At 57.5% G+C, this 23,149-nt stretch carries 19 protein-coding genes and 1 other RNA gene; 8 read left to right on the top strand and 12 right to left on the bottom strand.

Annotated elements, in window-relative coordinates; translation table 11 throughout:
• Positions 1 to 50 precede the first annotated feature (50 nt).
• Together B7L09_RS13230 and B7L09_RS13225 are read left to right on the top strand one after the other, a co-directional pair.
• Positions 51 to 2,198 (top strand): McrB family protein, encoded by a 2,148-nt coding sequence (locus B7L09_RS13230; protein ID WP_238547529.1) that lies wholly within the window; start codon positions 51 to 53, stop codon positions 2,196 to 2,198.
• Complete coding sequence (locus tag B7L09_RS13225) at positions 2,198 to 4,729, top strand: nuclease domain-containing protein (protein WP_010463563.1); 2,532 nt, start codon at positions 2,198 to 2,200, stop codon at positions 4,727 to 4,729. The genes B7L09_RS13230 and B7L09_RS13225 overlap by 1 nt, the downstream gene beginning before the upstream one ends.
• 204 nt (positions 4,730 to 4,933) lie before the next feature.
• On the opposite strand, the gene B7L09_RS13220 is transcribed toward B7L09_RS13225, so the two are convergent.
• The 9 genes from B7L09_RS13220 to B7L09_RS13180 form a co-directional block, all read right to left on the bottom strand.
• The gene (locus B7L09_RS13220) at positions 4,934 to 6,190 is read right to left on the bottom strand and encodes an integrase domain-containing protein (RefSeq protein ID WP_094469202.1); all 1,257 of its coding nucleotides are present in this window, start codon (positions 6,188 to 6,190) and stop codon (positions 4,934 to 4,936) included.
• A 185-nt stretch (positions 6,191 to 6,375) separates the two neighbouring features.
• Positions 6,376 to 6,772: a transfer-messenger RNA gene (ssrA, locus tag B7L09_RS13215) on the bottom strand.
• A gap of 114 nt (positions 6,773 to 6,886) precedes the next feature.
• Complete coding sequence (locus B7L09_RS13210; protein ID WP_094469201.1) at positions 6,887 to 7,138, bottom strand: PA2433 domain-containing protein; 252 nt, start codon at positions 7,136 to 7,138, stop codon at positions 6,887 to 6,889.
• 365 nt (positions 7,139 to 7,503) lie between these two features.
• Entirely contained in the window at positions 7,504 to 7,779 is a 276-nt protein-coding gene (locus tag B7L09_RS13205) for a PA2433 domain-containing protein (RefSeq protein WP_010463558.1), read from the bottom strand.
• A gap of 197 nt (positions 7,780 to 7,976) precedes the next feature.
• Positions 7,977 to 10,796, bottom strand: coding sequence for an FAD-binding and (Fe-S)-binding domain-containing protein (locus B7L09_RS13200; protein WP_094469200.1), 2,820 nt, complete (start codon positions 10,794 to 10,796; stop codon positions 7,977 to 7,979).
• On the bottom strand, positions 10,793 to 11,464 hold the full coding sequence (locus tag B7L09_RS13195) for a LutC/YkgG family protein (RefSeq protein WP_094469199.1): 672 nt from the start codon (positions 11,462 to 11,464) through the stop codon (positions 10,793 to 10,795). Before B7L09_RS13195 ends, B7L09_RS13200 begins: the two co-directional genes overlap by 4 nt.
• Positions 11,464 to 12,918 carry a LutB/LldF family L-lactate oxidation iron-sulfur protein gene (locus tag B7L09_RS13190; protein WP_094469198.1) on the bottom strand — a complete coding sequence of 485 codons (1,455 nt, stop codon included), beginning with the start codon at positions 12,916 to 12,918 and terminating at the stop codon, positions 11,464 to 11,466. The genes B7L09_RS13195 and B7L09_RS13190 overlap by 1 nt, the downstream gene beginning before the upstream one ends.
• Positions 12,915 to 13,739, bottom strand: coding sequence for a (Fe-S)-binding protein (locus B7L09_RS13185; protein WP_094469197.1), 825 nt, complete (start codon positions 13,737 to 13,739; stop codon positions 12,915 to 12,917). The genes B7L09_RS13190 and B7L09_RS13185 overlap by 4 nt, the downstream gene beginning before the upstream one ends.
• Before the next feature lie 151 nt (positions 13,740 to 13,890).
• The gene (locus tag B7L09_RS13180) at positions 13,891 to 15,585 is read right to left on the bottom strand and encodes a lactate permease LctP family transporter (RefSeq protein ID WP_094469196.1); all 1,695 of its coding nucleotides are present in this window, start codon (positions 15,583 to 15,585) and stop codon (positions 13,891 to 13,893) included.
• Positions 15,586 to 15,847: 262 nt separating this feature from the next.
• Between B7L09_RS13180 and B7L09_RS13175 the strand changes: the two genes are divergently transcribed.
• Entirely contained in the window at positions 15,848 to 16,615 is a 768-nt protein-coding gene (locus B7L09_RS13175; RefSeq protein ID WP_094469195.1) for a GntR family transcriptional regulator, read from the top strand.
• A gap of 48 nt (positions 16,616 to 16,663) precedes the next feature.
• Here B7L09_RS13175 and smpB read toward each other — a convergent pair whose 3' ends face one another.
• The gene (gene smpB, locus B7L09_RS13170; RefSeq protein ID WP_094469194.1) at positions 16,664 to 17,146 is read right to left on the bottom strand and encodes an SsrA-binding protein SmpB; all 483 of its coding nucleotides are present in this window, start codon (positions 17,144 to 17,146) and stop codon (positions 16,664 to 16,666) included.
• Between the two features lie 118 nt (positions 17,147 to 17,264).
• On the opposite strand from smpB, the gene B7L09_RS13165 reads away from it, so the two are divergent.
• The 3 genes from B7L09_RS13165 to B7L09_RS13155 are packed head-to-tail and all read left to right on the top strand — an operon-like array spanning position 17,265 to position 19,417.
• The gene (locus B7L09_RS13165) at positions 17,265 to 18,668 is read left to right on the top strand and encodes a sodium-dependent transporter (RefSeq protein ID WP_094469193.1); all 1,404 of its coding nucleotides are present in this window, start codon (positions 17,265 to 17,267) and stop codon (positions 18,666 to 18,668) included.
• A 7-nt stretch (positions 18,669 to 18,675) separates the two neighbouring features.
• Positions 18,676 to 19,110 carry a type II toxin-antitoxin system RatA family toxin gene (locus tag B7L09_RS13160; protein WP_094469192.1) on the top strand — a complete coding sequence of 145 codons (435 nt, stop codon included), beginning with the start codon at positions 18,676 to 18,678 and terminating at the stop codon, positions 19,108 to 19,110.
• Positions 19,103 to 19,417 (top strand): RnfH family protein, encoded by a 315-nt coding sequence (locus tag B7L09_RS13155; protein ID WP_094469191.1) that lies wholly within the window; start codon positions 19,103 to 19,105, stop codon positions 19,415 to 19,417. The genes B7L09_RS13160 and B7L09_RS13155 overlap by 8 nt, the downstream gene beginning before the upstream one ends.
• Before the next feature lie 61 nt (positions 19,418 to 19,478).
• Here the strand turns inward: B7L09_RS13155 and B7L09_RS13150 are convergent, their stop codons facing one another.
• Positions 19,479 to 20,006: an outer membrane protein assembly factor BamE gene (locus B7L09_RS13150; protein ID WP_094469190.1), complete on the bottom strand. Its 528-nt coding sequence runs from the start codon at positions 20,004 to 20,006 to the stop codon at positions 19,479 to 19,481.
• 98 nt (positions 20,007 to 20,104) lie between these two features.
• Between B7L09_RS13150 and fur the strand changes: the two genes are divergently transcribed.
• Entirely contained in the window at positions 20,105 to 20,509 is a 405-nt protein-coding gene (fur, locus tag B7L09_RS13145) for a ferric iron uptake transcriptional regulator (RefSeq protein WP_094469189.1), read from the top strand.
• A gap of 75 nt (positions 20,510 to 20,584) precedes the next feature.
• On the opposite strand, the gene recN is transcribed toward fur, so the two are convergent.
• A complete protein-coding gene (recN, locus tag B7L09_RS13140) occupies positions 20,585 to 22,258 on the bottom strand; it encodes a DNA repair protein RecN (protein ID WP_094469188.1) in 1,674 nt (557 codons plus the stop codon).
• Positions 22,259 to 22,497: 239 nt separating this feature from the next.
• Between recN and grpE the strand changes: the two genes are divergently transcribed.
• The gene (gene grpE, locus B7L09_RS13135; RefSeq protein ID WP_094469187.1) at positions 22,498 to 23,067 is read left to right on the top strand and encodes a nucleotide exchange factor GrpE; all 570 of its coding nucleotides are present in this window, start codon (positions 22,498 to 22,500) and stop codon (positions 23,065 to 23,067) included.
• Positions 23,068 to 23,149 lie beyond the last annotated feature (82 nt).

The following is a 23,149-nucleotide window of genomic DNA, read 5'->3' as shown; positions in this document are numbered from 1 at the left end:
AGCGGTAAATCGGAGCCTTCCAGAGATTTATTTGGGTCTTAGGTGAACATGTGACAACCGATTCAATGCAACAGGATGGTGTCAGCGCTGCGAGCGGGGAAGGTTATGCCGAGGAGTTACCATCGCTCGGGTGGTCGGAGGAGGACCTACGGTACTATCTTGCTCAAGTATGGGGCCAGCGTGATCCCTTACACTTAAGAGTCATTGGCCGGTTACAGCTGGCCGAAGGGAAAACCTTCGGGTTTCTCGTAGATCTGCATCATGCCGAAACAGGCATCAGGCTGCCCCCACCACTAAAAAACGCCAGCGTGCGCCAATCAGTATTTGTGCCGCCCTCCGAACTCAGCAGAATCCAGAAACTTGGGCGAATTGAGAGCTTCGCGTCCGCGGAGTTGGATCTGTCACCCTTGGATGAACGAAAAAAACGCGGCGACCCGTTTGGCTGCATGGTTCATCCTGAAACGCTAGAACCACTAAGCCACATCCCTGAAAGTTGGTGGAGTATCAAAAACATCCAATCAGAAGCGATGCCGCTAGTAGTGACAAAGGTGCGTGAGGCTATAGAGGACCGGGTGCAACGTGAGACTTCTGAAGCTGGAGATAAATTGCTCGCTGCACAATTAGCTCTCGAAGTCGCTGCTCAGAATAAGAAATTGCTCGACGATGAGTATGGGCGAATCGGGCTGGAAGTCGATCAGCGAATGGATCGTATCGCGGCTCTCGACACAGAGTTCGTGCAGAGGAAAAATACATTGGAAACTAGGTTTCGAGAGCTGGAAGCTTTTCTCCAGGATAGGAGTGAGCGCATGGTCGCGCTCAATCTCATCGACAGGGCTGATCTGGAGAAAGTTTTTCCCCTTATAGGGGCGCCTGATACCCGAGAAGGGCATCGCTTTCGAGAGGCGCTTGCCGGAAACCTCCAACGACTGGCTTCGTACATCCAGGCGTTTCTTTGGCGTAAGGGTATCCTCTACACCCGCGCGCAATTGCTCGACTTCATCACCCTGTTACGCACCAACGACTTGATCGTGCTCGCCGGGGATTCGGGATCCGGCAAGACCAACTTGGTGAAGTCTGTCGCCTCCGCTGTTGGGGGGCGCTGCACAATTGTGCCGGTAAAACCCAACTGGACCGGCTCGGACGACCTGCTGGGTTACTACAACCCAATTGAGCGGCGCTACCACCCGACGCAATTTCTGCTGGCACTGCTTGATGCCGCGCGCGAGCCAGAAATTCCGCACTTCATCTGTCTCGACGAAATGAACCTCGCCCGCGTGGAGTACTACTTTGCCGACTTCCTGAGTTTGCTTGAAACTCGAGGCGAGGCTCCCTGGATCCACCTGTACTCATCGGCGGAGGAGCGTCAGGCCGTAATCGATAACAAAATTTTCTTAGCGCTTGAGGAAGAGGCCAGGAAGCGTGCAGGCCTGCCGGGCGACGCCTCGTTCAGCGATATTCTAATGAATGATCAGGCCAACCTCGAGCTTCGCAGGCTAGCGGGCTTCCAAGACGCTGACACTTTACTCAATCACCACTCGAAGATCAGGCGTTCGCTCTCGGGACTGATCGACGTTCCCGCCGGATTCCGGTTTCCACCTAACGTCTGGATCATCGGGGCGATCAACGTGGACGAGACCACGCACTATCTCTCACCAAAAATTCTTGACCGTGCGCACGTCATGCGGTTCCGCAATCCCGTGTTAATGGACTGGGATGAGGTTGAGGGCGAGCTGGAGAAATTCGACCTAGACTTGGATCTACCGATGAACATTCTGGCCGCTGATATCGGTTTCCGCGCCGAGTATCCGACCTTCGATCAGACCGACCCGAAGGTTAAGCTGTTGGTAGGTCTGGCGCGGGACTATCTCGATCCGCTGGGCATTGAGTTCGGCCTGCGGGCAATCCGGCAATCGCTCAACTACATCCGTAGGGGGGAGGAAGCCGAGATTGGAGATTTAGCTGCTTTGAATAACGTCGCGGTACACAAGATTCTTCCCAAAATCATCCTCGATTTAGAGAAGGTTTCGAACAATGGGCAGAAGCGACGGGATGTGCTGATCGGCCTCAGGGATTCACTGGCACAAGCCTTAATTGGTCTTGACCTGAGCCAGGTGACCGAGTCTGCTGTTGAGTCTTTGGATGAGTTGATCGCTCGCGCAGAAGGCAATAACGGCATCGCCAACTTCTGGACTCGGTAATGCCTCCGGAAATCGAAGCCCGCTATCTGACGATTGACTGGCAGTCGGAAGGCGTCGCCCGGGCAATAGAGGTTGCGCCGGTTTCGCTGGAGATAGAGTCTCGCACTGATGGTGAGTTTGTTGTTGAGAGCGTGATCTTCAACGATTTTCAACCGTGGCTCGGTATTCGCGTCGGGCCCGGGTTTGAAGAAGTGATGCCTGTTTTCGTGACGGCGCTGGGGCAGGAAACTCCTATGTTGCAGGTTGCAGATCCACGGGGCGGTGGATTCTGGTGGTTGCGAAATGATGGTTGGGATCATGCCGGCAAGCGTCATCTGAGCGAGCTTCAACGGAGTGCAGGCGTCTACAACATCCGGATAGGCGACTTAACGCTGCGGGTTGAAAATCGTCTTTCGACCTTCGGTCGCGCCGACATCCAGGCGTATATAGATGACTTTCGGGGCGATCTTCTCTGGATGATCATGAACGATTCCGCCGGAGCCACAGCAACGGGCAAAGGTGCCGGAGCTGGGACCGAGTTCGCTGATGCGCTAAAAGAGTTACATACTGCGTCGCACAGGGTGCTGGCATCTCCAGCTGTCAACATCCGGGAGGGACAGGCGCAGCAGCCTCTTGCGAAGTTGCGTCCAAACACGGTGACCTTTCGCGAGTATGCGCGTAATCCAACAGCCCGCCAGCTCACGGGTCGGGTCTTCAATGAGTCGGCGGACACCGCCGAGAACCGCTATCTACGACATGTATTGGCGGTTTCCCTCAAAGTGGCTGATGCCTATGTTTCGGCAGCCTCGCTGCAGTCTAGCTTTCTTGACAGGCTAGCTTCACAGGAGAGTGAGCGCGCCCGTCGCGATCGTGAAATGGAGATGCGTCCTGTTGAGCCCGAGGTGTTCGATCAGCAGACGGAAGAGATCAAGCGCAAGCTGGATGCGCTTGCGGACTTCAAGAGCCGGTCGGGACATGAGGCGGATCTAGTTGGTCGATTTCCGATTCATTTGGGCAAAAGGTATTTTGATCACTTTGCTTTTTATTACACGCCACAGGATGCCATGGCGAGCAATGTAGCCAGCCCTGTCGACTACAGAGTGGTTGTGCTGCCTAAGGATTTGTTCGAGCTAATTCTCGGAGCACATCACTTCTGCAAAAACTTTACGCTCACAGGGAGCGTGGACTCCCGCGTGAGGGATACGTCCAAAGGGCAACAATTTCGCGAGATCACCTTCACCTCGGTGCAAGAGGTTTTGCCGCAAACGGACGTGCTTGAGAAAAGGGCTGGAAAGAGACGAGGCTTGGAAAAAAACAACTGGCTTGTTCGTCTTTCTCGTAATGAGCTGCGTGAGCTTAATCGCGAGGTGGGTATAGGCGAGCGACGCGCGGAAAAATCTCTGGAAAAGAAGAGAGTTATTTCTTTGTCAGTTGAGGAAATAGGGCGGTGGGCGCGAAAGTTGACGGAAACTGACGCAGGCTTTGACTGCCTGGGAATTTCACGCAGTTCGAATTTCCCGTTGGGAATGCGGTTCGTCTCCAACCCGGATTATGCTGCCTGTGTGTCGGCATTTAATAAGGTTCGCGAACTCTTCAATCGCGGCGGCCTAGATCTGTCGAAACTGGAAGAGATCAGCAGCATAGGGATCCTTCATACCAGTGACATCTATGAAAAATGGTGCCTGCTTAAGATCTTCATGCTGCTGATGCATGACTTCCGGTTCGAGCCCGAACGTGGCTGGGAAGAGAAGCTGGTTGCGACCTCGCTCGAGCGCGCAAGCAACGTCAGGTTCGAGTTTTCGCGCGACGACCTGGAAATGAAAGTCACCCTCAACTGTCAGGCAGAAATGTCCACGGGGCGACGACCTGATTTTATTCTAGAGGTTATCTATACGGGCAAGGAACAATCTAGGCGTTTCGATCGCGAAAGTGGGCGGCGCGGCGGCATAGTGATGGACGCCAAGTTCAGGAGCAACTGGAAGGAAGATGGGCTGAACCGTATGCTTGACGAGCTGGTCCTGGCGAAAGGCTATGACAAGGCGGTGGAAAGCGGAAGGGTTTTCATCCTGCAGCCCTGCGAGTTTACCGCACGTCCCGCGGCGTCACCCCTCGAATGGGGGGCGCATTGTGATTACGGCAGGACGCAATCCCATCGTCAGGGCTGGATACAGACGGGAGTGTCGTCTTCCGGGGCGCGCTCGACCCAGCACCTCAAACGCCTGCTGGCGATGGTATTCCAGAGTTCATTTCCTGAGCCGCAGGAAGAACACGATGATTATGGCAACAAAACATGGACATCCCGCAGCTTCTGTCTTGGGTGCGGCGAACGCCATGTAGCGATCGAGGCAAAGAGTACTCAAAGCGGGGCGACGAGATGGCTTCTTGACTGCAAACGCTGCGGGGTGTGGAGTGTCAGAACCCATTGCTACGACTGCGCGGCTCCGCTGTTCAAGAACGGCACGATTTGGACGTACCACAACACTGTCGCCGATCAGGTGACCAATGTGATCTGTCCTAGCTGTGGCTCTTATTTTGATAGGGAGTTCAGTTAGTCATCAACCTCAAGAAGCGGCCGCCAATTGCGCATGGATCGTGTCCAGCTTCTCACGTTCGGCACTCCATCACCTGCTGGGGGGCGGATGGGCTTAGTTCGGATGTTGGGGAGGCATATGTGATCATGGCCGCTCTTGGCCGAATCTTCATTTGATCATGGCCAGCGCCATTACGCCGACCACAGGCCGCTCCTGAGTTGGTCATTAGCCCGTCGATACTAATTTCAGCCCCCTTGTTCCTTGAACGGCTGAGACCGACAAACTACCGGTAGCCGCATGCTGAATGTGTTCGCTCCACCAGCTCATCATTGGGCGTCTTCTCTCAATGTAATCCGCTCGGTTGTAGGCGCTGCGTACCTCGTCTTTGTCCACGTGCGCAAGTGCGACCTCGATCAGCTCCGGGTCCCATCCCTGTTCGTTTAGGATGGTACTGGCCATGGAGCGCATGCCGTGGCTCACCAATCGACCTTCAAAGCCCATGCGTTTCAGTGCCATGTTTGCTGTCTGGCTGTTGCAGTGGGTCCGTGGGTCCCTGTCGGCTGGGAACACGTACTCTCTGTGGCCGCTGTAGGGTTTGATCATCTCTAGCAGAGCAAGCGCGGGTTCGGTCAGGGGTATGACGTGAGCGCGGCGCTTCTTCATACGCTCCGCTGGAATCGTCCAAGTTTTCTTGTCGAGATCGATGTCTGCCCAAGAAGTCGTAGCGGCTTCGGCAGGTCGGGTCATGGTGTGAAGTTGCCATTCGATCAGGCAGCGAGTTGTTCTTTTTATGCTCGCATTGGCAATGGCGACCATCAGTTCCGGCAGCTCTTCAGGACGAAGGGCGGCCATGTTCTGTTTTTTCGGCTTTTTGAAAACCGCTCGGATGCCACTGAGCGGATTGGCAAAGATCATTCCAGAGTTCACGCCGTAGGTCATGATCTCGTTGAGCCGTTGGGTCAGTCGTTTCACTGTTTCCAGGCTGCCTTTGGTTTCTAAAGGGCGCAGAAGCTCGATAACTCTCGGGGCATTGACCTGCGAGATGGGTGTTGTGCCAAGCGATGGATAGACATGCAGCGTGAGTGAGCGCCAGATGTCCTCGGCATAAGCCGGGGTGACCGAATCTTTTTTCAGTTCGAACCACGCTGCCGAGATATTTTCGAAAGTGTGTTCCGTGGCTGCTTTTTTCGCGTGCCGCTCGGCGTCGCGTTTCTCTTTAGGGTCCAGCCCCTGGGCGACGAGCTCTCTCGCTTCCACGGTTCTCTTGCGTGCTTGAGCCAGACTTACCTCAGGAAAGGTGCCCAATCCCATATTGATGCGGTTTTTAGTAATCGGCTGCCTGTAGTTGAAGTTCCAGAGCGTAGAGCCATTGACCCTCACGCGCAGCTGTAAGCCGTCTCCATCGCTAAGGACGTAGTCTTTGTCTTTCGGCTTTACCGCTTTGAGCTGGCGGTCAGAGAGGCGGGTGGCTTGGGCGCACATGAGGTATTCCATGACATCAATTGGTATTCCAAAAATTACCACTGAAGGGCTTGGAATACCATCTGGAATACCCAGTGTCGTGGCTTGTGTCGGACGTCCATGGACGCTAATAGACCCTAAAGCCTTGATTTCACTGGGTTTCAGGCACAAAAAAAGACGTCCGTGGACGTCTTTAGATGATGAAGTGGTGGAGCCGGGGGGATTTGAACCCCCGTCCGCCAGTACTCCGCTGTCGGTACTACATGCGTAGCCGTTTCTATTAAGTTAACCCTCAGCGACCCGAAGGGCAGGGTGCTTTGGGCGAGTTGTGTAAGTTTTAGCCGCTTCGTCCACAACGTACTGCACGGCGATTCTGTTCTATATGACAATCACTTTGGGTTTACAGACATCCCCTGGTGATTGCTGGACCCGAAGGTACCAGAAGCTCAGGGCTAAGGCTGCTTACGCAGCGAGAGCGAATTCCTGGCCGTAGTTTTCGTCATTGGCAACTATAAGAAGTTGCAACAGTGGATTTACGAGTTCTGTTACCAACTCGGCATGCACCTAAAGTTTCGCGACCGGCGTCGAATCCTAAACGGCCCCGTGCTTGTAACTCGTTGTTTCATNGTGAGCAACAAGCCTGCGCAGTGTACGCCAAACGCGTGAGAAGGCCAACCCGAAGGTTGGCCGCGAGTGATTATGGGTTGGGTTCGTTGCTCAGTTTGTCAGCGCCAATGCCTGGATGGCCTCGGTGGCGCATTTTTTGTCGTCCCCGGCGGCTTTTGAAGTTTTGGCGCTGGCCAGCAGCCTTTTGATCTCCGGTGCGTTGGTGGAGGTCGCTGGTAGCGTATTCACTTTGGCTTCGAGCTCCTGCAGTTTGCTCGTACAAAGGTCGTTGTCCGCAGCAAATACGGGAGAGGCCAGCATTGCAGCAGAAATGAACAGACCAGCGAGTGCGGTACGTTTCATGGATATCTCCTAGAACTGATGGTCTCGGTGCTGCCATATAAGCGGGCGGCTCCGCCGAGGTCGCAACATAAGCCACGATTGATGGGGCCTACTTAAAAGACTGCGGCAATGCTCAAGAATTCGGTTGTTGCATAAAAGGCTATGAAAAAATATTTGATAGGTGTAATGGCAATAAAGAGGGTTGCCAAACCCCAGATACAACAAAACCCGCAATTGGCGGGTTTTGATTTGCTTCATATTGAGTGCCGAAATCCTGAACGGCCCCGAGCCTGTTGCTCTGTGATTCAAAGTGAACAACACGCCCGCGCCGTGTGCGCCACCGCGGTGGATAAGGCCAACCCGAAGGTTGGCCTGGTCACACGGGATTACTTGTTGGTTGGGTTTCGCGTTTGAATTTTCTCAAGCAAACCGCTAGTGATTCCAACGCACCCCTTGTCGTCCCCTGCGGCTTGGGCTGCTTTTGCTTTGTCCAAACCGGCTTGTATGTTGTCCTTGGCGTTTTCTGATGTGGCGGGATCAGAGTCCAGTACCTGCTGAATTTGGCTTATGTTTTGTTTGCAAAGGTCTTTATCTGCCGCAAACACCGGCGAGGCCAACAGTGCGGTGGTGATGAACAATCCAGCAATTGCAGAGTGCTTCATGGGTATCTCCTTGCGCATGAGGGCTCGGTGCTGCCGGTGAAGTAGGCTGCTGGCCGAGGTGGTTATAAGCCCGTTCACAGGGCCTAGCTAAATGACTATAGCCGCATGCTGGAGTTCGGTTTTTTTTTGAAGGCGTGTCGAGAAGATTGGCGCAACAGCAGTGCATTAATGAGNGACTGTGGCAGCGCGTCAGGGTTCTATTTTTGTTGCGTAACCCTTGCCTGCGTTACCCGGTCCACCAAATAGACTAGTCCGTGATAATCGATTCCGCCGTATTGCGTCAGTCCGATCTCACAAGTGCGACTGGTGGAAATCCCCTCGCTGCACTGCTGCACCGCGTCCTTGAGCGTGCGCAGCGAATGAGCATTCAACTCCGGCGTGGTGAAACCCTTGTCCCCTGCAAAACCACAGCAATGAATGCCCTCGGGAATGACCACGTTTTTGCTGCATCTGCGCGCCAGATCGATCAACGCCTGGCTCTCGCCAAGGTGCTGGGTGCTGCAAGTGACGTGCACCGCGATCGGCGCTTCCTGCGGTGTGAAATCCAGGCGATCCATCAAATGCGTACGGATGAATCGCACCGGGTCGTACAGGTCCAGTCGGACTTCGCCCAGATCCTGAACCAGGCTCAGGGTGCAGGGGCTGGTGTCGCAATAGATCGGGTCGAGCCCGCCGCGACTGGCGTGCAGCAGCGCGCCGATCAGTTCCTGGCGTTTGTGTTCAGCCTGTTCGGCGTAACCTTTTGACGCAAACGGCTGACCGCAGCAGAGGCTGTCCTGGTTGTCGGGGAAGACCACTTGGTAACCGGCTTTTTCCAGTAGGCCCCGGGTTTTGTCGTACAGCGACATCTGCTCTTTATCACCCGCTGCCGGGCCCATGGCGCGTGAGACACAGGCCGCCAGGTAGACCACGCGCGGGCGCGGGTCTGTCACGGCCGGACTGAAGCGAATGGCTTTTTCCGGATGCGGCATGGCGTTGCTCCACTGCGGGACCTGACCTTTGGACAGCTTGGTCAACGTCGCCGACAACTTGGCCAGACGCGGTGCGCCCAGCAGCATCCGCGCACCGTTGGCCACGTGCAGGGTGAAGCGCGCGCCTTGCAGCGCGGTGGCGAAATTTCCTTCAAGCCAGTTGGCGGTTTTCGTATGCGTCGCTTTGCGGCTGCGAAGCTTTTTCACCAGCTCACCGGTGTTGATGCCTACAGGGCAACGTTGGGCGCATAACCCGGTGGCGGCGCAGGTGTCGATGCCTTGATAGTGATAGGCCGCTTCCAGTTCGGTGGTATCGACGCCCGCACGTTTCTTCGCCTGAATGTCGCGCCAGATCACAATGCGCTGGCGTGGGCTCAACGTCAGACCTTTCGATGGGCAGACCGGCTCGCAGAAACCACACTCGATGCACTTATCCACAAGCTCGTCGGCAGCGGGCAATGGTTTGAGGTGCTTGAGGTGGATTTGCGGGTCTTCGCTGAGCACCACGTCGGGGTTGAGAATGCCGTTAGGGTCGAGCAGGCGTTTGAGCTGCCACATCAGCTGATAGGCATCACTGCCCCATTCCAGCTCAACGAACGGTGCCATGTTGCGGCCGGTGCCGTGTTCGGCTTTCAGCGAGCCGCCAAATTCCACCGCCACCAGTTGCGCGACATCGTCCATGAACGCTTGATAGCGTGCGACTTCTTCGCTGCTGTTGAAACCTTGGGTGAATACAAAGTGCAGATTGCCTTCTAGGGCATGTCCGAAAAGGATGGCTTCGTCGTAGTGATGTTTGTCGAACAGCGCGATCAAGCGGTTTACACCGGTGGCCAGTTGCTCGACCGGGAAGGTCACGTCTTCGATGATGACCGTGGTGCCGGTTTTACGCACCGCGCCAACGGCCGGGAAGGTGTCTTTGCGGATAGCCCACAGGCGGGCGTTTTCTACGGGGTCTTCGGTGAAGTCGACTTGTTTTTCCACAGGGAATGCAGCCAGGGACGCCATGATCAGCCCCAGTTGCTCATGCAGCAACGCCGGCGACGCGGCGCGGGATTCAATCAGCAGTGCGCAGGCATTTTCCGATAGCTGCTGTACGAAAGCGGGCATGCCCGGTTTGTCCTGTACCGAACGCAGGCTGCGACGGTCCAACAGTTCGACTGCCGATACTGGTTGGCTTTTCAGCACGGTGACGGCGTTGCAGCAGGTTTCCACGTCCGGGAACACGATCAGCGCCGAGGCNTTATTCGGGTGATCAATGACGGTGTCGTAAGTCACTGCGCTGATAAAGCCGAGGGTGCCTTCGGAACCCACCAGCAGATGGCTGAGGATATCCAGTGGCTCGTCGAAATCCACCAGAGCATTGAGTGACAGGCCTGTGGTGTTTTTCAGACGGTATTTGTGGCGGATTTTCGCAGCCAGTTCGGCATTGGCGCGGGTCTCGCGGCCCAATGTTGCCAGACGTTCAAGCAGCGCGGCGTGGCTCTGGCGAAACGCCGCAACGCTCGCCGCATCTTCGGTATCGAGACGGCTGCCGTCGGCCAGCACCAGACGAATACCTGCCAGGGTGTGATAGGTGTTTTGCGCGGTGCCGCAGCACATGCCGCTGGCGTTGTTGGCGACAATGCCGCCAATTTTGCAGGCATTGATCGATGCCGGGTCCGGCCCGATCTTGCGCCCGAACGGTGCCAGCCAGGCATTGGCTTGCGCGCCGATCACGCCGGGTTGCAGGCGGATCTGCGTGCCTTGCCCGCGNATCTCGCGACCGTTCCAGTTATCCCCAAGCACGATCAGCACCGAATCGCTGATGGCCTGGCCGGACAGGCTGGTGCCGGCCGCGCGGAAGGTCACCGGGACCTGATCACGTTGCGCCAGTTTGAGCAGCGCGACGACTTCGTCTTCGGACTCGACCCGAATCACCAGCTGTGGGATCAGTCGGTAAAAACTGGCGTCGGTGCCGAAGGCGAGGGTGGAAAGTGGATCGTCGAAGCGCCGCTCTTGGGGGATCAGTTGCTGCGCATCTCGCAGGAAAGCCGCCGGTAGAGTCATTGGTCCTCCAGAATCAAAACCACCAGGTCTTTCGGACCGTGCGCGCCGTAGGCCAGGACTTGCTCGATATCAGCGGTTTTCGACGGGCCGGACACCAGCAGGGCGTTGGTCGGCATGCCTTGCGCCCAGTTGAATTCCTGCTGGACCTGATAGAAGTTGTCGCGGATTTCACTGGCCTTTAGCAGGGCAAAATGCACCGGCGGCACCAGGCTCATCAGGCGCGGTTCTTCCGGTGTCGGCCAGAGAATCAGGCTACCGGTGGCGGCGATTGCGCCGAGGGTGGTGGTCAGGCTGGCAGGGGTGTCGTTGAACAACTCGGCTTTCCACTCTTCCACCGGGCGGTCGTAGGACTTGAGAGTCGGCAGACCTGGATTGTTCGCCCAGTGTTGAGTGACGCGTTGCCCATGAGGCGTAGTCGGCGCGATCAACAAGCTCGGCAACTGACGGTCTCGCAGCAACTGTGCGAGCAGCGCCGGCCAACCTTTGCCGGACGTCAGGTGGATTTCGGTGTGCACCGCTTCCATCAGTTTGCGCAGTTGCGGGATACGTTGTTCGGCGGTGTAGGTGTAAGGCGCAGTCACCAGGTCGACGTCGAACGTGTCAGGCACCGGCGTTGTGCCTGTCAGACTTTTCCGCAGCTTGGCGAGGATGTTTTGCTTGGCGCTCATCAACGATCTCCCTGTTTGGCCAGATGCTCGCGGGCCATGTCATGCAGTGAGCGGGCGGCGGGTTTTGGTGCGCTGTGGTTTTGCGTCCACGGGCCAACATTGTTCGGTGCCAGGGCACGCAGTCGTGTGGCGAAAAAGCCGAACAGACGATACAGCGTTGGCGAACTGTTGAGTCTGGCCCAAGCGTTCCAGATAAAACGTTCCTTGCGCGAATATTTGCTGCCCTGGCCACGCATCACTTGATGCGGACTGTCCGGGGCTTTGACGTTTTCTTCCCGCAGGCGACGCAGCAGCGCCGGGATCGGAATTTTTACCGGGCAGACCTCCCCGCAAGCACCACACAACGACGACGCGCTCGGGTGGTCCGGGACGTTCGCCAGACCGACCATGTGCGGGGTGATGATTTTTCCGATAGGCCCGGGGTAAACCTCCCCATAGGCGTGGCCGCCGATTCGGGTGTAGACCGGGCAATGATTCATACAGGCGCCGCAGCGAATGCAGTTCAGGGTCTGGCGCAATTCGCTGTCGGCGAAGGCCTGGCTGCGACCGTTGTCGAGCAAGACCAGGTGCACTTCCTGCGGACCGTCGAGTTCATGTTCCTTGCGCGGGCCGGAGATCATGTTGACGTAAGTGGTGATCGGCTGGCCGAGAGCCGAGCGCGTCAGCAGCGACAACAGCGGCACCACGTCGCGCAGGTTTTCCACGACTTTTTCGATGCCGGTGACGGCGATGTGCACGGGCGGCACCGTGGTGGTCATGCGGCCGTTGCCTTCGTTCTCCACCAGCAGCAAGGTGCCGGTTTCGGCCACGGCGAAGTTGACGCCGGAGACGCCGATGTCCGCTTCGAAGAATTTCTGTCGCAAGACTTTGCGACCGATCTGAATGAGTTGGTCAACGTCCTTGGTGTACTCCACGCCAAGTTTGTCGTGGAACAAGGACGCGACCTGACCGGCGTTCTTGTGGATCGCCGGCATAATAATGTGTGAAGGCTTCTCGTGGTCGAGCTGGACGATGTACTCGCCCATGTCCGATTCCAGGCATTCAATGCCCCGATCAGCGAGGAAGTGATTCATCTCCATCTCTTCGCTGACCATCGATTTGCCCTTGATCACTTGCCGCCCCTCGTGAGCGCGGATGATCGAGAGGACGATGCCATTGGCTTCGTCCACCGTTTCCGCCCAGTGCACTGTCACACCGTTGCGGGTCAGGTTCTGTTCAAGCTGCTCGAGCAGGTCGGGCAACTTGGATAACGCACGGGCGCGGACAGCATTGCCCAGCGCTCGCAAATGTTCTCTTTCATGGGCATCGCTGAAAGACGCTGCCCGTTTTGTCATCAGAGAATCCATCGCAGTGCGAAAGTTGTTTCGCAGCTGCTTGTCACCCAATGCTTTGTGAGCCCGGGTGCGAAAATCTTCTTCCACGGCAACCGTAGGAATAATCGCGGAAGCGTTCATAGAACACCTCCGGTTCGCTGCCAAAGGAAACTGGCCAGGTGTTGGCCGCGCAACGCTTCCTTCTGTTTCTCCAGCGAGCCGTTGATGTTCATCAGGCAACCGCAATCGGCACTGAGGACCTTGTGTGCGCCGGATTCCTTCAACGACCTTGTCTTGTCAGCCACCATCGCGCCGGAAATATCTGGCATACGGACGCTGAAAGTCCCACCGAAGCCACAGCATTCACTTTCGTGGCTGTGATCGACGCGTTCCACGTTGCCCAACTGCGCCAACAACTCGCGGCCATGCAAGTGGGTGTTCATCTCACGGCGTGCCGAACACGAGGTGTGCAACGCCACTTTTACCGGCTCACCGCTGTCCTTGAGCTGCACCTTGCAGACGAACAACAGGAACTCGGCCAGTTCGTAAGTCCGGGCCGCCAGCGCCTGAACCTGTTTCAACGTCTGCGGCTCGTCCTTGAACAAGTCGGCGTAGTGTTCGCGCAACATCCCGGCACAGGATCCCGACGGCACCACCACCGGGTAATCCCCGGCGAACAGCGCCAGTTGCGAGCGCGCCACGGTCCTTGCCTGCTCGGTGTAACCCGAGGTGTAGGCCGGTTGTCCGCAGCAGCTCTGCCCTTGCGGGTACTCGACACGAATGCCTTCACGTTCTAGCAAGTGAATCGCGTCCATCCCGGCTTCGGGGTAGAACAAGTCCACCACGCAGGTCCCGAACAGGTAGACCCGAGACGGTTTCTCGCTGGGGTATTGTCGAGGTTCGGGCAGTGGCGGGGCGACGCGGGTCGCGTTCGGCACGGCGTTGTAAAAAAGCTCGCTCATCAGGCGTGTCTCCGGGTGGGCCCGGTTATCCGTCCGCTGAGGCTGCTGAATATAGAGAGGGAAGCTTTCAGCAGCCTTACAGACCGGGTTGTGAATAGCTGACGCCGGAATCGTGGTCCGGCGTCGGTTTTTTCGATGTGGCTTGTAGTCCCTAGTGCACCAACATGCCAGTGAGCCAGTAGGCCTGGACGTAGGTGATCAGGCCGACGATGGTGGCGAAGAACAGGCTGTGCTTGAGGGTGAAGCGGAACAGATCGGATTCTTTGCCTACCAGACCGGTGGCGGCGCACGCCACGGCGATTGATTGCGGCGAGATCATNTTGCCGGTCACGCCGCCGCTGGTGTTTGCCGCCACCAACAGCACATCGCTCACACCGATCTGGTGCGCGGTGGTCGCTTGCAGCGAACTGAACAGCGCGTTGGACGACGTATCGGAACCGGTCAGGAACACGCCCAGCCAGCCGAGGAACGGCGAGAAGAACGGGAACGCCGCGCCAGTGCCTGCCAATACCAGTGCCATGGTCGAAGACATGCCCGAGTAGTTGGTGACGAAGGCGAACGCCAACACCATGCCGATCGACAGAATCGGCCAGCGCAGTTCGTAGAAGGTCTCTCTCAAAGTGGTAAGACCAGTTTTGAAGTTGATCTTCAGCACCAGCATCGAGATCAGCGCGGAGAAGAAAATCGCGGTGCCCGTTGCAGANATCGGGTCCAGTTTGAACACCGCTGGAATGGCGGTCGGCGCAGTCACGATCGGCGCGACCTTGATCACCATCTGATCCAGGTGCGGGATGGCGAAGTTGAACACCCAGCTGTACATCGAACCGCCGGCGGCGAACATGGCCTTGAACGGTTTCAGGGTCCAGATGGTGACCAGCACGGTGAGGATCAGGAACGGCGACCAGGCTTTGACGATTTCGAACAGGCTGTAAGGCGACGCGACGCTGGTGCGCGGCTGACCGAAACCGCCGGCGCTGGCGGTCACCACGGACGCCGAGACGGCACCGGCGATGTGTTGGCCGGCGGCGCGTTTTGGCTGCCAGACTTTCAGGAACAGGGTCAGGGCTACCAGGCTGACGAGGGCCGAGGTGATGTCCGGCAGTTCCGGGCCGATGAAGTTGGACGTGAAATATTGGGTGACGGCAAAGCTCAAGCCTGCCACCAGCGCCGCCGGCCAGGTTTCGCGAACGCCGCGCAGGCCGTCCATCATGAACACCAGCCAGAACGGTACAAACAGCGACAGCAACGGCAGTTGGCGGCCGGCCATGGCGCCGATTTTGAAGGAATCAATGCCGGTTACTTGGCCGGCGACGATGATCGGAATGCCCAGCGCGCCAAAGGCTACAGGCGCGGTGTTGGCGATCAGGCACAAGCCGGCGGCATACAGCGGGTTGAAACCCAGGCCNACAAGCAGCGCGGCGGTAATCGCTACCGGCGCACCGAAACCGGCCGCACCTTCGAGGAACGCGCCGAAGCAGAAACCGATCAACAGCACCTGAAGGCGCTGATCGTCGGTGATCGACAACACCGAGCTGCGAATCACTTCGAACTGACCACTCTTGACCGTCAGTTTGTAGAGGAACACGGCCGCGACAATGATCCAGGCAATCGGCCACAGACCGTAGGCAAAGCCATAGCCTGCGGCGGCGAAGGCCATATCGACCGGCATCTGGAAGGCAAAGATTGCAACGGCGATGGACAACGCCAGGGTGATGCTGCCGGCCACATGGCCTTTGAGGCGGAACACCGCCAACGCCAGGAAGAAAAACACGATGGGGATAACGGCCGCGAGCGCGGAGACGCCAAGGCTGCCGAGCGGGGTATAGAGCTGTTGCCAGGTTTGCATGTGGGGTGGCCCCTAATTGTTGTTGGTCAGGCACTGNTCAGCGTTCTTGGATAATTGGTAATACCAATTTACAATCGCTGTTGGCTAGGGTAAAAGCCTTGTATGCGGTGTGTCAATTTGTCGCCCTAAAACTTTTGTCGAATAAGCGCCAAAACGTGGGCGTGATCCGCTTTAACAAATGCCGTCTGGTAGGTGCTGGCACAGCGCCGATAGGCCAGAATAGAGGGCCCGGCGAGCCGTCGGGACCGTGGAGAATTGAGTTATGGGGTTTGATCAGGTGCGTCAGCGCCGTTTGTCTGACGATATTGTCGAGCAGCTCGAGGGCATGATCCTTGAGGGCACGCTGAAGTCGGGCGAGCGCTTGCCGGCCGAGCGCGCTTTGGCTGAGCAGTTTGGCGTGTCGCGCCCTTCGTTGCGTGAGGCGATTCAGAAGCTGGCGGCCAAGGGGCTGTTGGTCAGCCGCCAGGGGGGCGGCAATTATGTGGTGGAGTCGCTGGGTTCGACCTTCAGCGATCCGCTGTTGCATCTGCTGGAAAGCAACCCGGAAGCCCAGCGCGATCTGCTGGAGTTTCGCCATACGCTGGAGGCGTCCTGCGCGTATTACGCGGCACTGCGCGCCACGGATGTCGATCGCGAGCGACTGACGGCGGCTTTCAATCAGTTGCAGGACTGCTACACGCGTCACGATGAGGTGAGTCGGGCGGAAGAGGGCGCGGCGGATGCGAANTTTCACTTGGCCATCGCTGAGGCCAGTCATAACGCGGTGTTGCTGCACACCATTCGCGGACTGTTTGATCTGCTCAAGCGCAACGTGGTGACCAACATTGGCGGCATGTACAAGCAGCGCACGGAAACCCGCGACATGCTGATCACGCAGCACCGGGAGTTGTACCTGGCGATTATCGAAGGGCGGGCGGAACAGGCNCGGGAAGTCTCAACACGTCACCTGTTGTATGTGCAGGAAGTGNTGGAAGAAGTGCGTCAGGAAGTTCAGCGCATGGCCCGGGCGGAGCGGCGCAAGGGGATGTAGTTAGCGAGATTTGTAGTGAGTGTNTGGCGGTCTTGGGCGAAAAGAGAGTTAGTCTTCCTTGCCCTTGTTACGCACCGCACGCTGCAATTCGCGACCGGCATCGCGTTCGCGTTCGGTATCACGCTTGTCGTATTCCTTTTTGCCCTTGCCGAGCGCGATCTCGCACTTGACCAGGTGCTTGCTCCAGTACCAGGACAGGCAGATGCAGGCATAGCCTTTCTGCTGTACGGCGGAGGCCAGCTTTTCCAGCTCGCGGCGGTTGAGCAGCAATTTGCGGGTGCGGGTCGGATCGGCGATGACGTGGGTGCTGGCGGTCATCAGTGGCGTAATGTGGCTGCCGAGCAGCCAGGCTTCGCCATCCTTGAGCAGCACGTAACTGTCAACCAGTTGCAGCTTGCTCGCGCGCAGACTCTTTACTTCCCAGCCGGCCAGGACCAGACCAGCCTCGAACCGATGTTCGATGAAGTAATCGTGTCGCGCCTTTTTATTTTGCGCGATGGTCCCTGTAGGGTGTTTCTTTTGTTTAGCCATAGGGGCGGCATTATAGGGAGTTGCGAGCGTGTCGGCTACGGTCAACCTGCGTGCTTGAGCAGGTTGATTGAATCCCGGACAATGCGGCCTCTTTTTTGAACGCTTGGGCGTGATAACGATGTCGACAGACAAGGTTTCTGTCCACGGCAGTTGGGCTAGCCGCTGGGTCTTCATACTCGCCGCGACCGGTTCGGCCGTGGGCCTGGGTAGTATCTGGAAATTCCCGTACATGGTCGGCGTCTACGGCGGCGGCGCCTTCGTGCTGATGTTCCTGGCCTGTATCGCGCTGATCGGTGTGCCGGTCATGCTGGCCGAAACCCTGATAGGCCGCCGCGCGCGGCAGAGCCCGGCCAACGCCTTGAAGGTGCTGGCGGTGGAGGCAGGACACTCGGGCAAGTGGTCCTGGGGCGCATTCGCCGGGATGATTACGGCGTTGCTGATCCTGTCTTTCTATAGTGTGGTTGGCGGCTGGTCGCTGGATTACATCATCGACATGGGCCGTGGCGACTTTCAGGGAGCAACGCCCGATCAGGTCGGCGCGTACTTTGGCAATGTGATCGCCGATCCATGGCGCCTGACACTTTGGCATACGATTTTCATGCTGCTGTCTGCCGTCGTCATCGCCAAAGGCGTAGTCGCCGGGCTTGAACGCAGCCTGCGGATCATGATGCCGCTGCTCTTTGTGATGATTCTGGTGCTGCTGGGCTACAGCATGACCACCGGGCATTTCATGGAAGGCGTGCATTTCATGTTCGACTTCCACCCGGAAAAAGTACTCGATGGCTTGCTGCCGGCCATGGGGCACGCGTTCTTCTCCCTGAGCGTGGGCGTCGGTTCGATCATGATTTACGGCGCTTACATGCCCAAGCATTCGTCGATCTCCGGCACCGTGGTCGGCGTGGCGCTGCTCGACACCTTCGTTTCGCTGGTGGCTGGTCTGGCATTGTTTCCGATTGTGTTCGCTGCGGGCTTGAACCCGAGCGAAGGCCCGGGCCTGATGTTTGTCAGCCTGCCATTTGCCTTCGGTAACGTAGCGTTCGGCCAGTTGATGGGCGTAGTGTTCTTCGTACTGGTCGCGGTGGCTGCCTGGAGCTCGGCGATTTCCCTGCTCGAGCCGATGGTGGCTTACCTGGTTGAGCGCACCAAAGTCAGCCGCGCTTGGGTGACTTTCTGGTTGGCATTTATCTGCTGGTTCGTGGGCCTGGGCACGGTGTTTTCCTTCAATATCTGGAAGGAAGCCAAATTTTTCGTGAACGAAGGCGGGATGTTCCATCTCTATCAATGGGGTGCCGCAGGCGGCCTGGACTTCTTTGGCGTGATCGATTTCTTCACGTCGCGGATCATGTTGCCACTCGGTGGTTTGTGTTTCGTGGTGTTTGCAGGCTGGGTGATGGGGCGTGAAGCGGTACGCGACGAGTTGTCGATCCGCAGCCCTGCGTTGTTCGCCTTGTCCTTGTTCTTGATGCGCTATGTGGCGCCCATCGGCATTCTCGTAGTGTTTGCCGCACAGCTGTGGAAGTGACGCTGACATGACGACACACATTCAACGTTCGGCCTTACTGCCTTATCCGGCGCAGGCGCTCTATGACCTGGTCAACGACGTTGCGCGTTACCCGGAATTTCTGCCGTGGTGTTCCACCGCCGAAGTGCTGGAAAGCACTCCCGAACACATGCGTGCCAGCGTCGGCGTGGCCAAGGGTGGGTTGAGTCAGCATTTCGTCACCCGAAACACTTTAGTGCCCGGCCATTCAATCGAGATGAACCTCGAGGAAGGACCTTTCACCCAGTTGCACGGCATTTGGGTGTTCAAGCCGTTGGGCGAAAAGGCCTGCAAGATCAGTCTGGACCTGTCCTTCGATTACGCCGGGCCGATTATTCGCGCAACCTTGGGGCCGCTGTTCAATCAGGCCGCAAACACGCTGGTGGACGCGTTTTGCCAGCGCGCCAAACAAATGCATGGTTGATCCGATGGTTGACGTCGAGGTGGCCTACGCCGCCGTTGATCGTCAGGTGCTTCTCCCGGTGTCGGTGCCAGACGGAACGACAGTACGCGGGGCTTTGCTGGCGTCAGGCATTGGCGAGTCCTTTGCGGAGCTGGATCTGGCCAATTGCCCGGTGGGGATCTTCGGTAAAGTGATCACTGATGCGGGCAGTCGACCTGTCCAGGCGGGTGATCGCATCGAGATTTACCGGCCATTGCTGGCGGATCCGAAGGAAGTTCGTCGGCTGCGTGCCGCCAAGGCTGCCGAGGCCAAAGCCCGGAATCAGTGAATCGACCAAACGCCAGACAATAAAAAACCCGGACATGCCGGGTTTTTTATTGCGTCGCAAATTATTGCGGCGAGGTGTCCAGAGGCTGTGGCGTCGGGACCGGAACGGTTTGCACGCCATCCACGTCCTTCTGGATCTGNTCCAGCAACGAACCTGGCTTGACCGGTTTTTCCGGTTTCGGCTTCTCGGCGTTTTCTGCTGGTGCAGTGACTGTTGTGCCACTGTCCTTGCCGAGAATGGCTTCGTCGCGGCTCACGCCTGGCATGAAATCACCAGAGAGGCTGACAAGTTGATCATTTGGGTTGAAGATAACGCTAATGCGTTCCTGTTGGCGTTCACCGCCACCTGGCTGGATGCTGTAGAGATAATCCCAGCGATCGGCATGAAAAGTGTCGGTCAGCAGGGGGTTGCCCATGATAAACCGTACTTGCCGTCGGGTCATTCCCGGACGTAACTGGTCTATCATGTCCTGCGTGACGACATTGCCCTGCTGGATGTCGATTTTGTAAACCCCGGGGAATGAACAACCGGCGAGTGCGAGCAGTCCCACAAGGGTGAAACTGGTTAGCAAGAGCTTGGTGTTTTGCATCGGTGGGCGACTTCCACTATCTTGGCTGGGACAACGTAAACGCCGATCATACCCGTATTAAGAGAAGCTGCGAAGCAGCATCCGCGAGAAAGCTAACCATGGTTGAAAATAGCGAACTACGCAAAGCCGGTCTTAAAGTGACTCTGCCACGAGTCAAGATTCTACAAATGCTCGATTCTGCTGAGCAGCGCCACATGAGTGCCGAAGATGTTTACAAGGCGCTGATGGAGTCTAACGAGGACGTTGGCCTGGCCACGGTTTACCGTGTGCTGACTCAGTTCGAGGCAGCTGGCCTTGTGGTGCGGCACAACTTCGACGGGGGCCATGCGGTCTTCGAGCTGGATGACGGCAAGCATCACGACCATATGGTCAACGTCGAAACCAGCGAAGTGATCGAATTCTTCGACGAAGAAATCGAGCGCCTGCAGAAAGCCATCGTCGATAAGTACGGCTTCGAGATGGTTGATCACAATCTGGTGCTGTACGTGCGCAAGAAAAAGTAAGCATGTCGCGCGAATTTCACATTCGCGAAACGAGCGAAGGCGACCCCTGGGTCGCCTTCGTGCTTTGTGCCGTCCTTAAATCTTTGCGGTAACGACCATTTTTTTCGCGTGAGCCAGGGATTCCTTGGTCAGATCGATGCCGCCCAGCATCCGCGCCACTTCTTCAACGCGCTCATTCTTGCTCAGTTTGGAAACAGCCGTGTGGGTCGCCTCTTCGCCGCGCACCTTGTGCACGAATAGATGTTGATGGCCCTGGGCGGCCACTTGCGGCAAGTGGGTCACCGTCAGCACCTGCCCGCGTTCACCGAGACGACGCAGTAACTGGCCAACGATCTCGGCGGTTGGGCCGCCGATGCCGACGTCGACTTCGTCGAACACCAGCGTCGGTACACGTGAGGTCTGCGCGGTGATCACTTGAATAGCAAGGCTGATCCGTGACAGTTCGCCACCCGAGGCCACTTTGGCCAAGGCTTTCAATGGCTGGCCGGGGTTGGCGCTGACCAGCAGCTCTACCTGCTCCAGTCCATTAGGCAGCAGTTCGTCGCTACTGTTAGGGCGTAATTCGATTGTGAAGCGCCCGCCGGGCATGCCCAGTCGCTGGATTTCCTGTTCCACGGCGCTGGCCAGACTGTTCGAGGCTTGATGGCGCAGGTCGCTCAGCTCCCGAGCCTTCTCCTGGTAATGTCGGGCGAAAGAGGCGAGTTCGTCGCCCAGTCGCTCAATGGATTCGTCGTTGGCGTTGAGGGTTTCGATTTCATCCAGCAGTTTTTGCTGCATCGTCGCCACTTCGGTCGGCTGGATGCGGTGTTTGCGCGCCATGGTGTAGATCGCATCCAGGCGTTCTTCCAGGTACTGAAGGCGCGCCGGGTCGGCNTCGAAGTGGTCGAGAAAGCGGTTGAGCTCTCCCACGGCTTCTTCAACCTGTATCTGTGCGCTGGTCAGCAGGCTGCTGGCTTCACCCAATGCGCCGATCGAGTTATTGACGCTCGATAGGCGGTTGAGGCTGGCGGTCAGCGCGTTCAGNACGTTGCCGGAATCGCTTTCGCTGCATTGCTCCACCACTTGCCGGCAGATACCCAGCAGGGTTTCGGCGTTGGTCAGGTTCTTGTGTTCCTGTTCCAACTGCTCCAGCTCGGTTTCGCCCAGGCCCAGGCTCTCGAGCTCTTCGAGCTGATAGCTGAGCAGCTGGTGACGAGCGCGCTGCTCGTCGCCGGAATTGGAGAGGCGCTCCAGTTCCTGGCGAGTCTGGCGCCAGCGCTGGGCAGCCAGTTGCACCTGGCGGGCGAGGTCAGTGGCGCCAGCGTATTCGTCGAGCAAACGGCGATGGGTGTCGGTTTTCAGCAGGGATTGGTGTTCATGCTGGCTGTGGATATCGATCAGCAATTCGCCGAGGGCTTTCAAGTCGCCAAGGGGGCAAGGCGTACCGTTGATATAGCCGCGAGAGCGTCCTTCGGCGGTGATGACCCGGCGCAGGATGCACGGACCGTCGCTCTCCAGGTCGCGCTCAGCCAGCCAGGCGCTGGCTTCCGGGATGTCGACCAGGTCGAAGGTTGCGAGAATGTCGGCCTTGTCGGCGCCGGGACGGACCACGCCGCTGTCGGCGCGGTCGCCNAGAGTAAGGCCCAAGGCGTCGAGCATGATCGATTTACCGGCGCCGGTTTCGCCTGTGATTACGCTCATCCCGCGATCCAGTTCGAGATCCAGATGTTCAACGATGGCGTAGTTATGTACAGACAGGTGCACGAGCATGACGGCCGCTCCCAGGCGTTAGGTCTGGTTATTTATACAGTGTTTTATTTGCAGCTGACAATGCCCCTGAATAGCTCGATCGACTCGGTCTGACGAAATACCTGGTCGACGCGCAATCACAATGCAGCGTTTTTTGTAGGGTTAATCGCAGCCCACCCCTTGAAGCTGATTTTTGCGGCCCCATATACCGGGACAGAAGCGCGAGTTGAGCTCGCGGACGTTATTGAAAGGAGAAATCTATGGCTGACGAACAGACGCAGGATACGCAAACTCTAGACGCCGATCAGGCTGCCCAGGATTCGGGTGCTGAACTGGCGGCTCGTGTACAAGTGCTCGAAGAGCAATTGGCTGGNGCTCAGGATCAGTCTTTGCGTGTTGCTGCCGATCTGCAGAACGTCCGCCGCCGCGCCGAGCAGGATGTCGAAAAGGCTCACAAATTCGCGTTGGAAAAATTCGCCAATGACCTGCTGCCGATTATCGACAGCCTGGAGCGTGGCCTTGAGTTGTCCAACGCGGCCGACGAAAACATCCGCCCGATGCGCGAAGGGATCGAGCTGACCCTGAAAATGTTCCAGGACACCCTGAAGCGTTATCAGTTGGAGGCCATCGATCCGCAAGGCGGCGAGCCGTTCAATGCAGAGCATCACCAGGCTATGGCCATGCAGGAAAGCCATGACCTTGAGCCGAACAGCGTATTCAAAGTGTTCCAGAAGGGCTATCAGCTCAACGGTCGCNTGCTGCGCCCGGCAATGGTCGTGGTCAGCAAGGCTCCTGCACCTGTTGCACCTTCTATTGATGAGCAGGCTTGAAATCCGCCGCAAGGCCCCCATTTATAAGTCAAGCGTTTAAGTGCTACCGCAGTTAGCCACCACTGCTGCGGCAACCAAATTC

Source organism: Pseudomonas mandelii (genome assembly GCF_002251635.1).
Classification (GTDB): domain Bacteria; phylum Pseudomonadota; class Gammaproteobacteria; order Pseudomonadales; family Pseudomonadaceae; genus Aquipseudomonas; species Aquipseudomonas mandelii_B.
The sequence above is the reverse complement of the archived record's forward strand: the minus strand, read 5'-3'. Positions and strand labels throughout refer to the sequence as shown.

Excerpts from the sequence above, each read along its gene's own strand:
- B7L09_RS13225 (WP_010463563.1), top strand. The coding sequence starts at position 2,198 with ATGCCTCCGGAAATCGAAGCCCGCTATCTGACGATTGACTGGCAGTCG.
- B7L09_RS13220 (WP_094469202.1), bottom strand. The coding sequence starts at position 6,190 with ATGTGCGCCCAAGCCACCCGCCTCTCTGACCGCCAGCTCAAAGCGGTA.
- B7L09_RS13210 (WP_094469201.1), bottom strand. The coding sequence starts at position 7,138 with ATGAAACGTACCGCACTCGCTGGTCTGTTCATTTCTGCTGCAATGCTG.
- B7L09_RS13205 (WP_010463558.1), bottom strand. The coding sequence starts at position 7,779 with ATGAAGCACTCTGCAATTGCTGGATTGTTCATCACCACCGCACTGTTG.
- B7L09_RS13195 (WP_094469199.1), bottom strand. The coding sequence starts at position 11,464 with ATGAGCGCCAAGCAAAACATCCTCGCCAAGCTGCGGAAAAGTCTGACA.
- B7L09_RS13190 (WP_094469198.1), bottom strand. The coding sequence starts at position 12,918 with ATGAACGCTTCCGCGATTATTCCTACGGTTGCCGTGGAAGAAGATTTT.
- B7L09_RS13185 (WP_094469197.1), bottom strand. The coding sequence starts at position 13,739 with ATGAGCGAGCTTTTTTACAACGCCGTGCCGAACGCGACCCGCGTCGCC.
- smpB (WP_094469194.1), bottom strand. The coding sequence starts at position 17,146 with ATGGCTAAACAAAAGAAACACCCTACAGGGACCATCGCGCAAAATAAA.
- B7L09_RS13165 (WP_094469193.1), top strand. The coding sequence starts at position 17,265 with ATGTCGACAGACAAGGTTTCTGTCCACGGCAGTTGGGCTAGCCGCTGG.
- B7L09_RS13160 (WP_094469192.1), top strand. The coding sequence starts at position 18,676 with ATGACGACACACATTCAACGTTCGGCCTTACTGCCTTATCCGGCGCAG.
- B7L09_RS13155 (WP_094469191.1), top strand. The coding sequence starts at position 19,103 with ATGGTTGATCCGATGGTTGACGTCGAGGTGGCCTACGCCGCCGTTGAT.
- fur (WP_094469189.1), top strand. The coding sequence starts at position 20,105 with ATGGTTGAAAATAGCGAACTACGCAAAGCCGGTCTTAAAGTGACTCTG.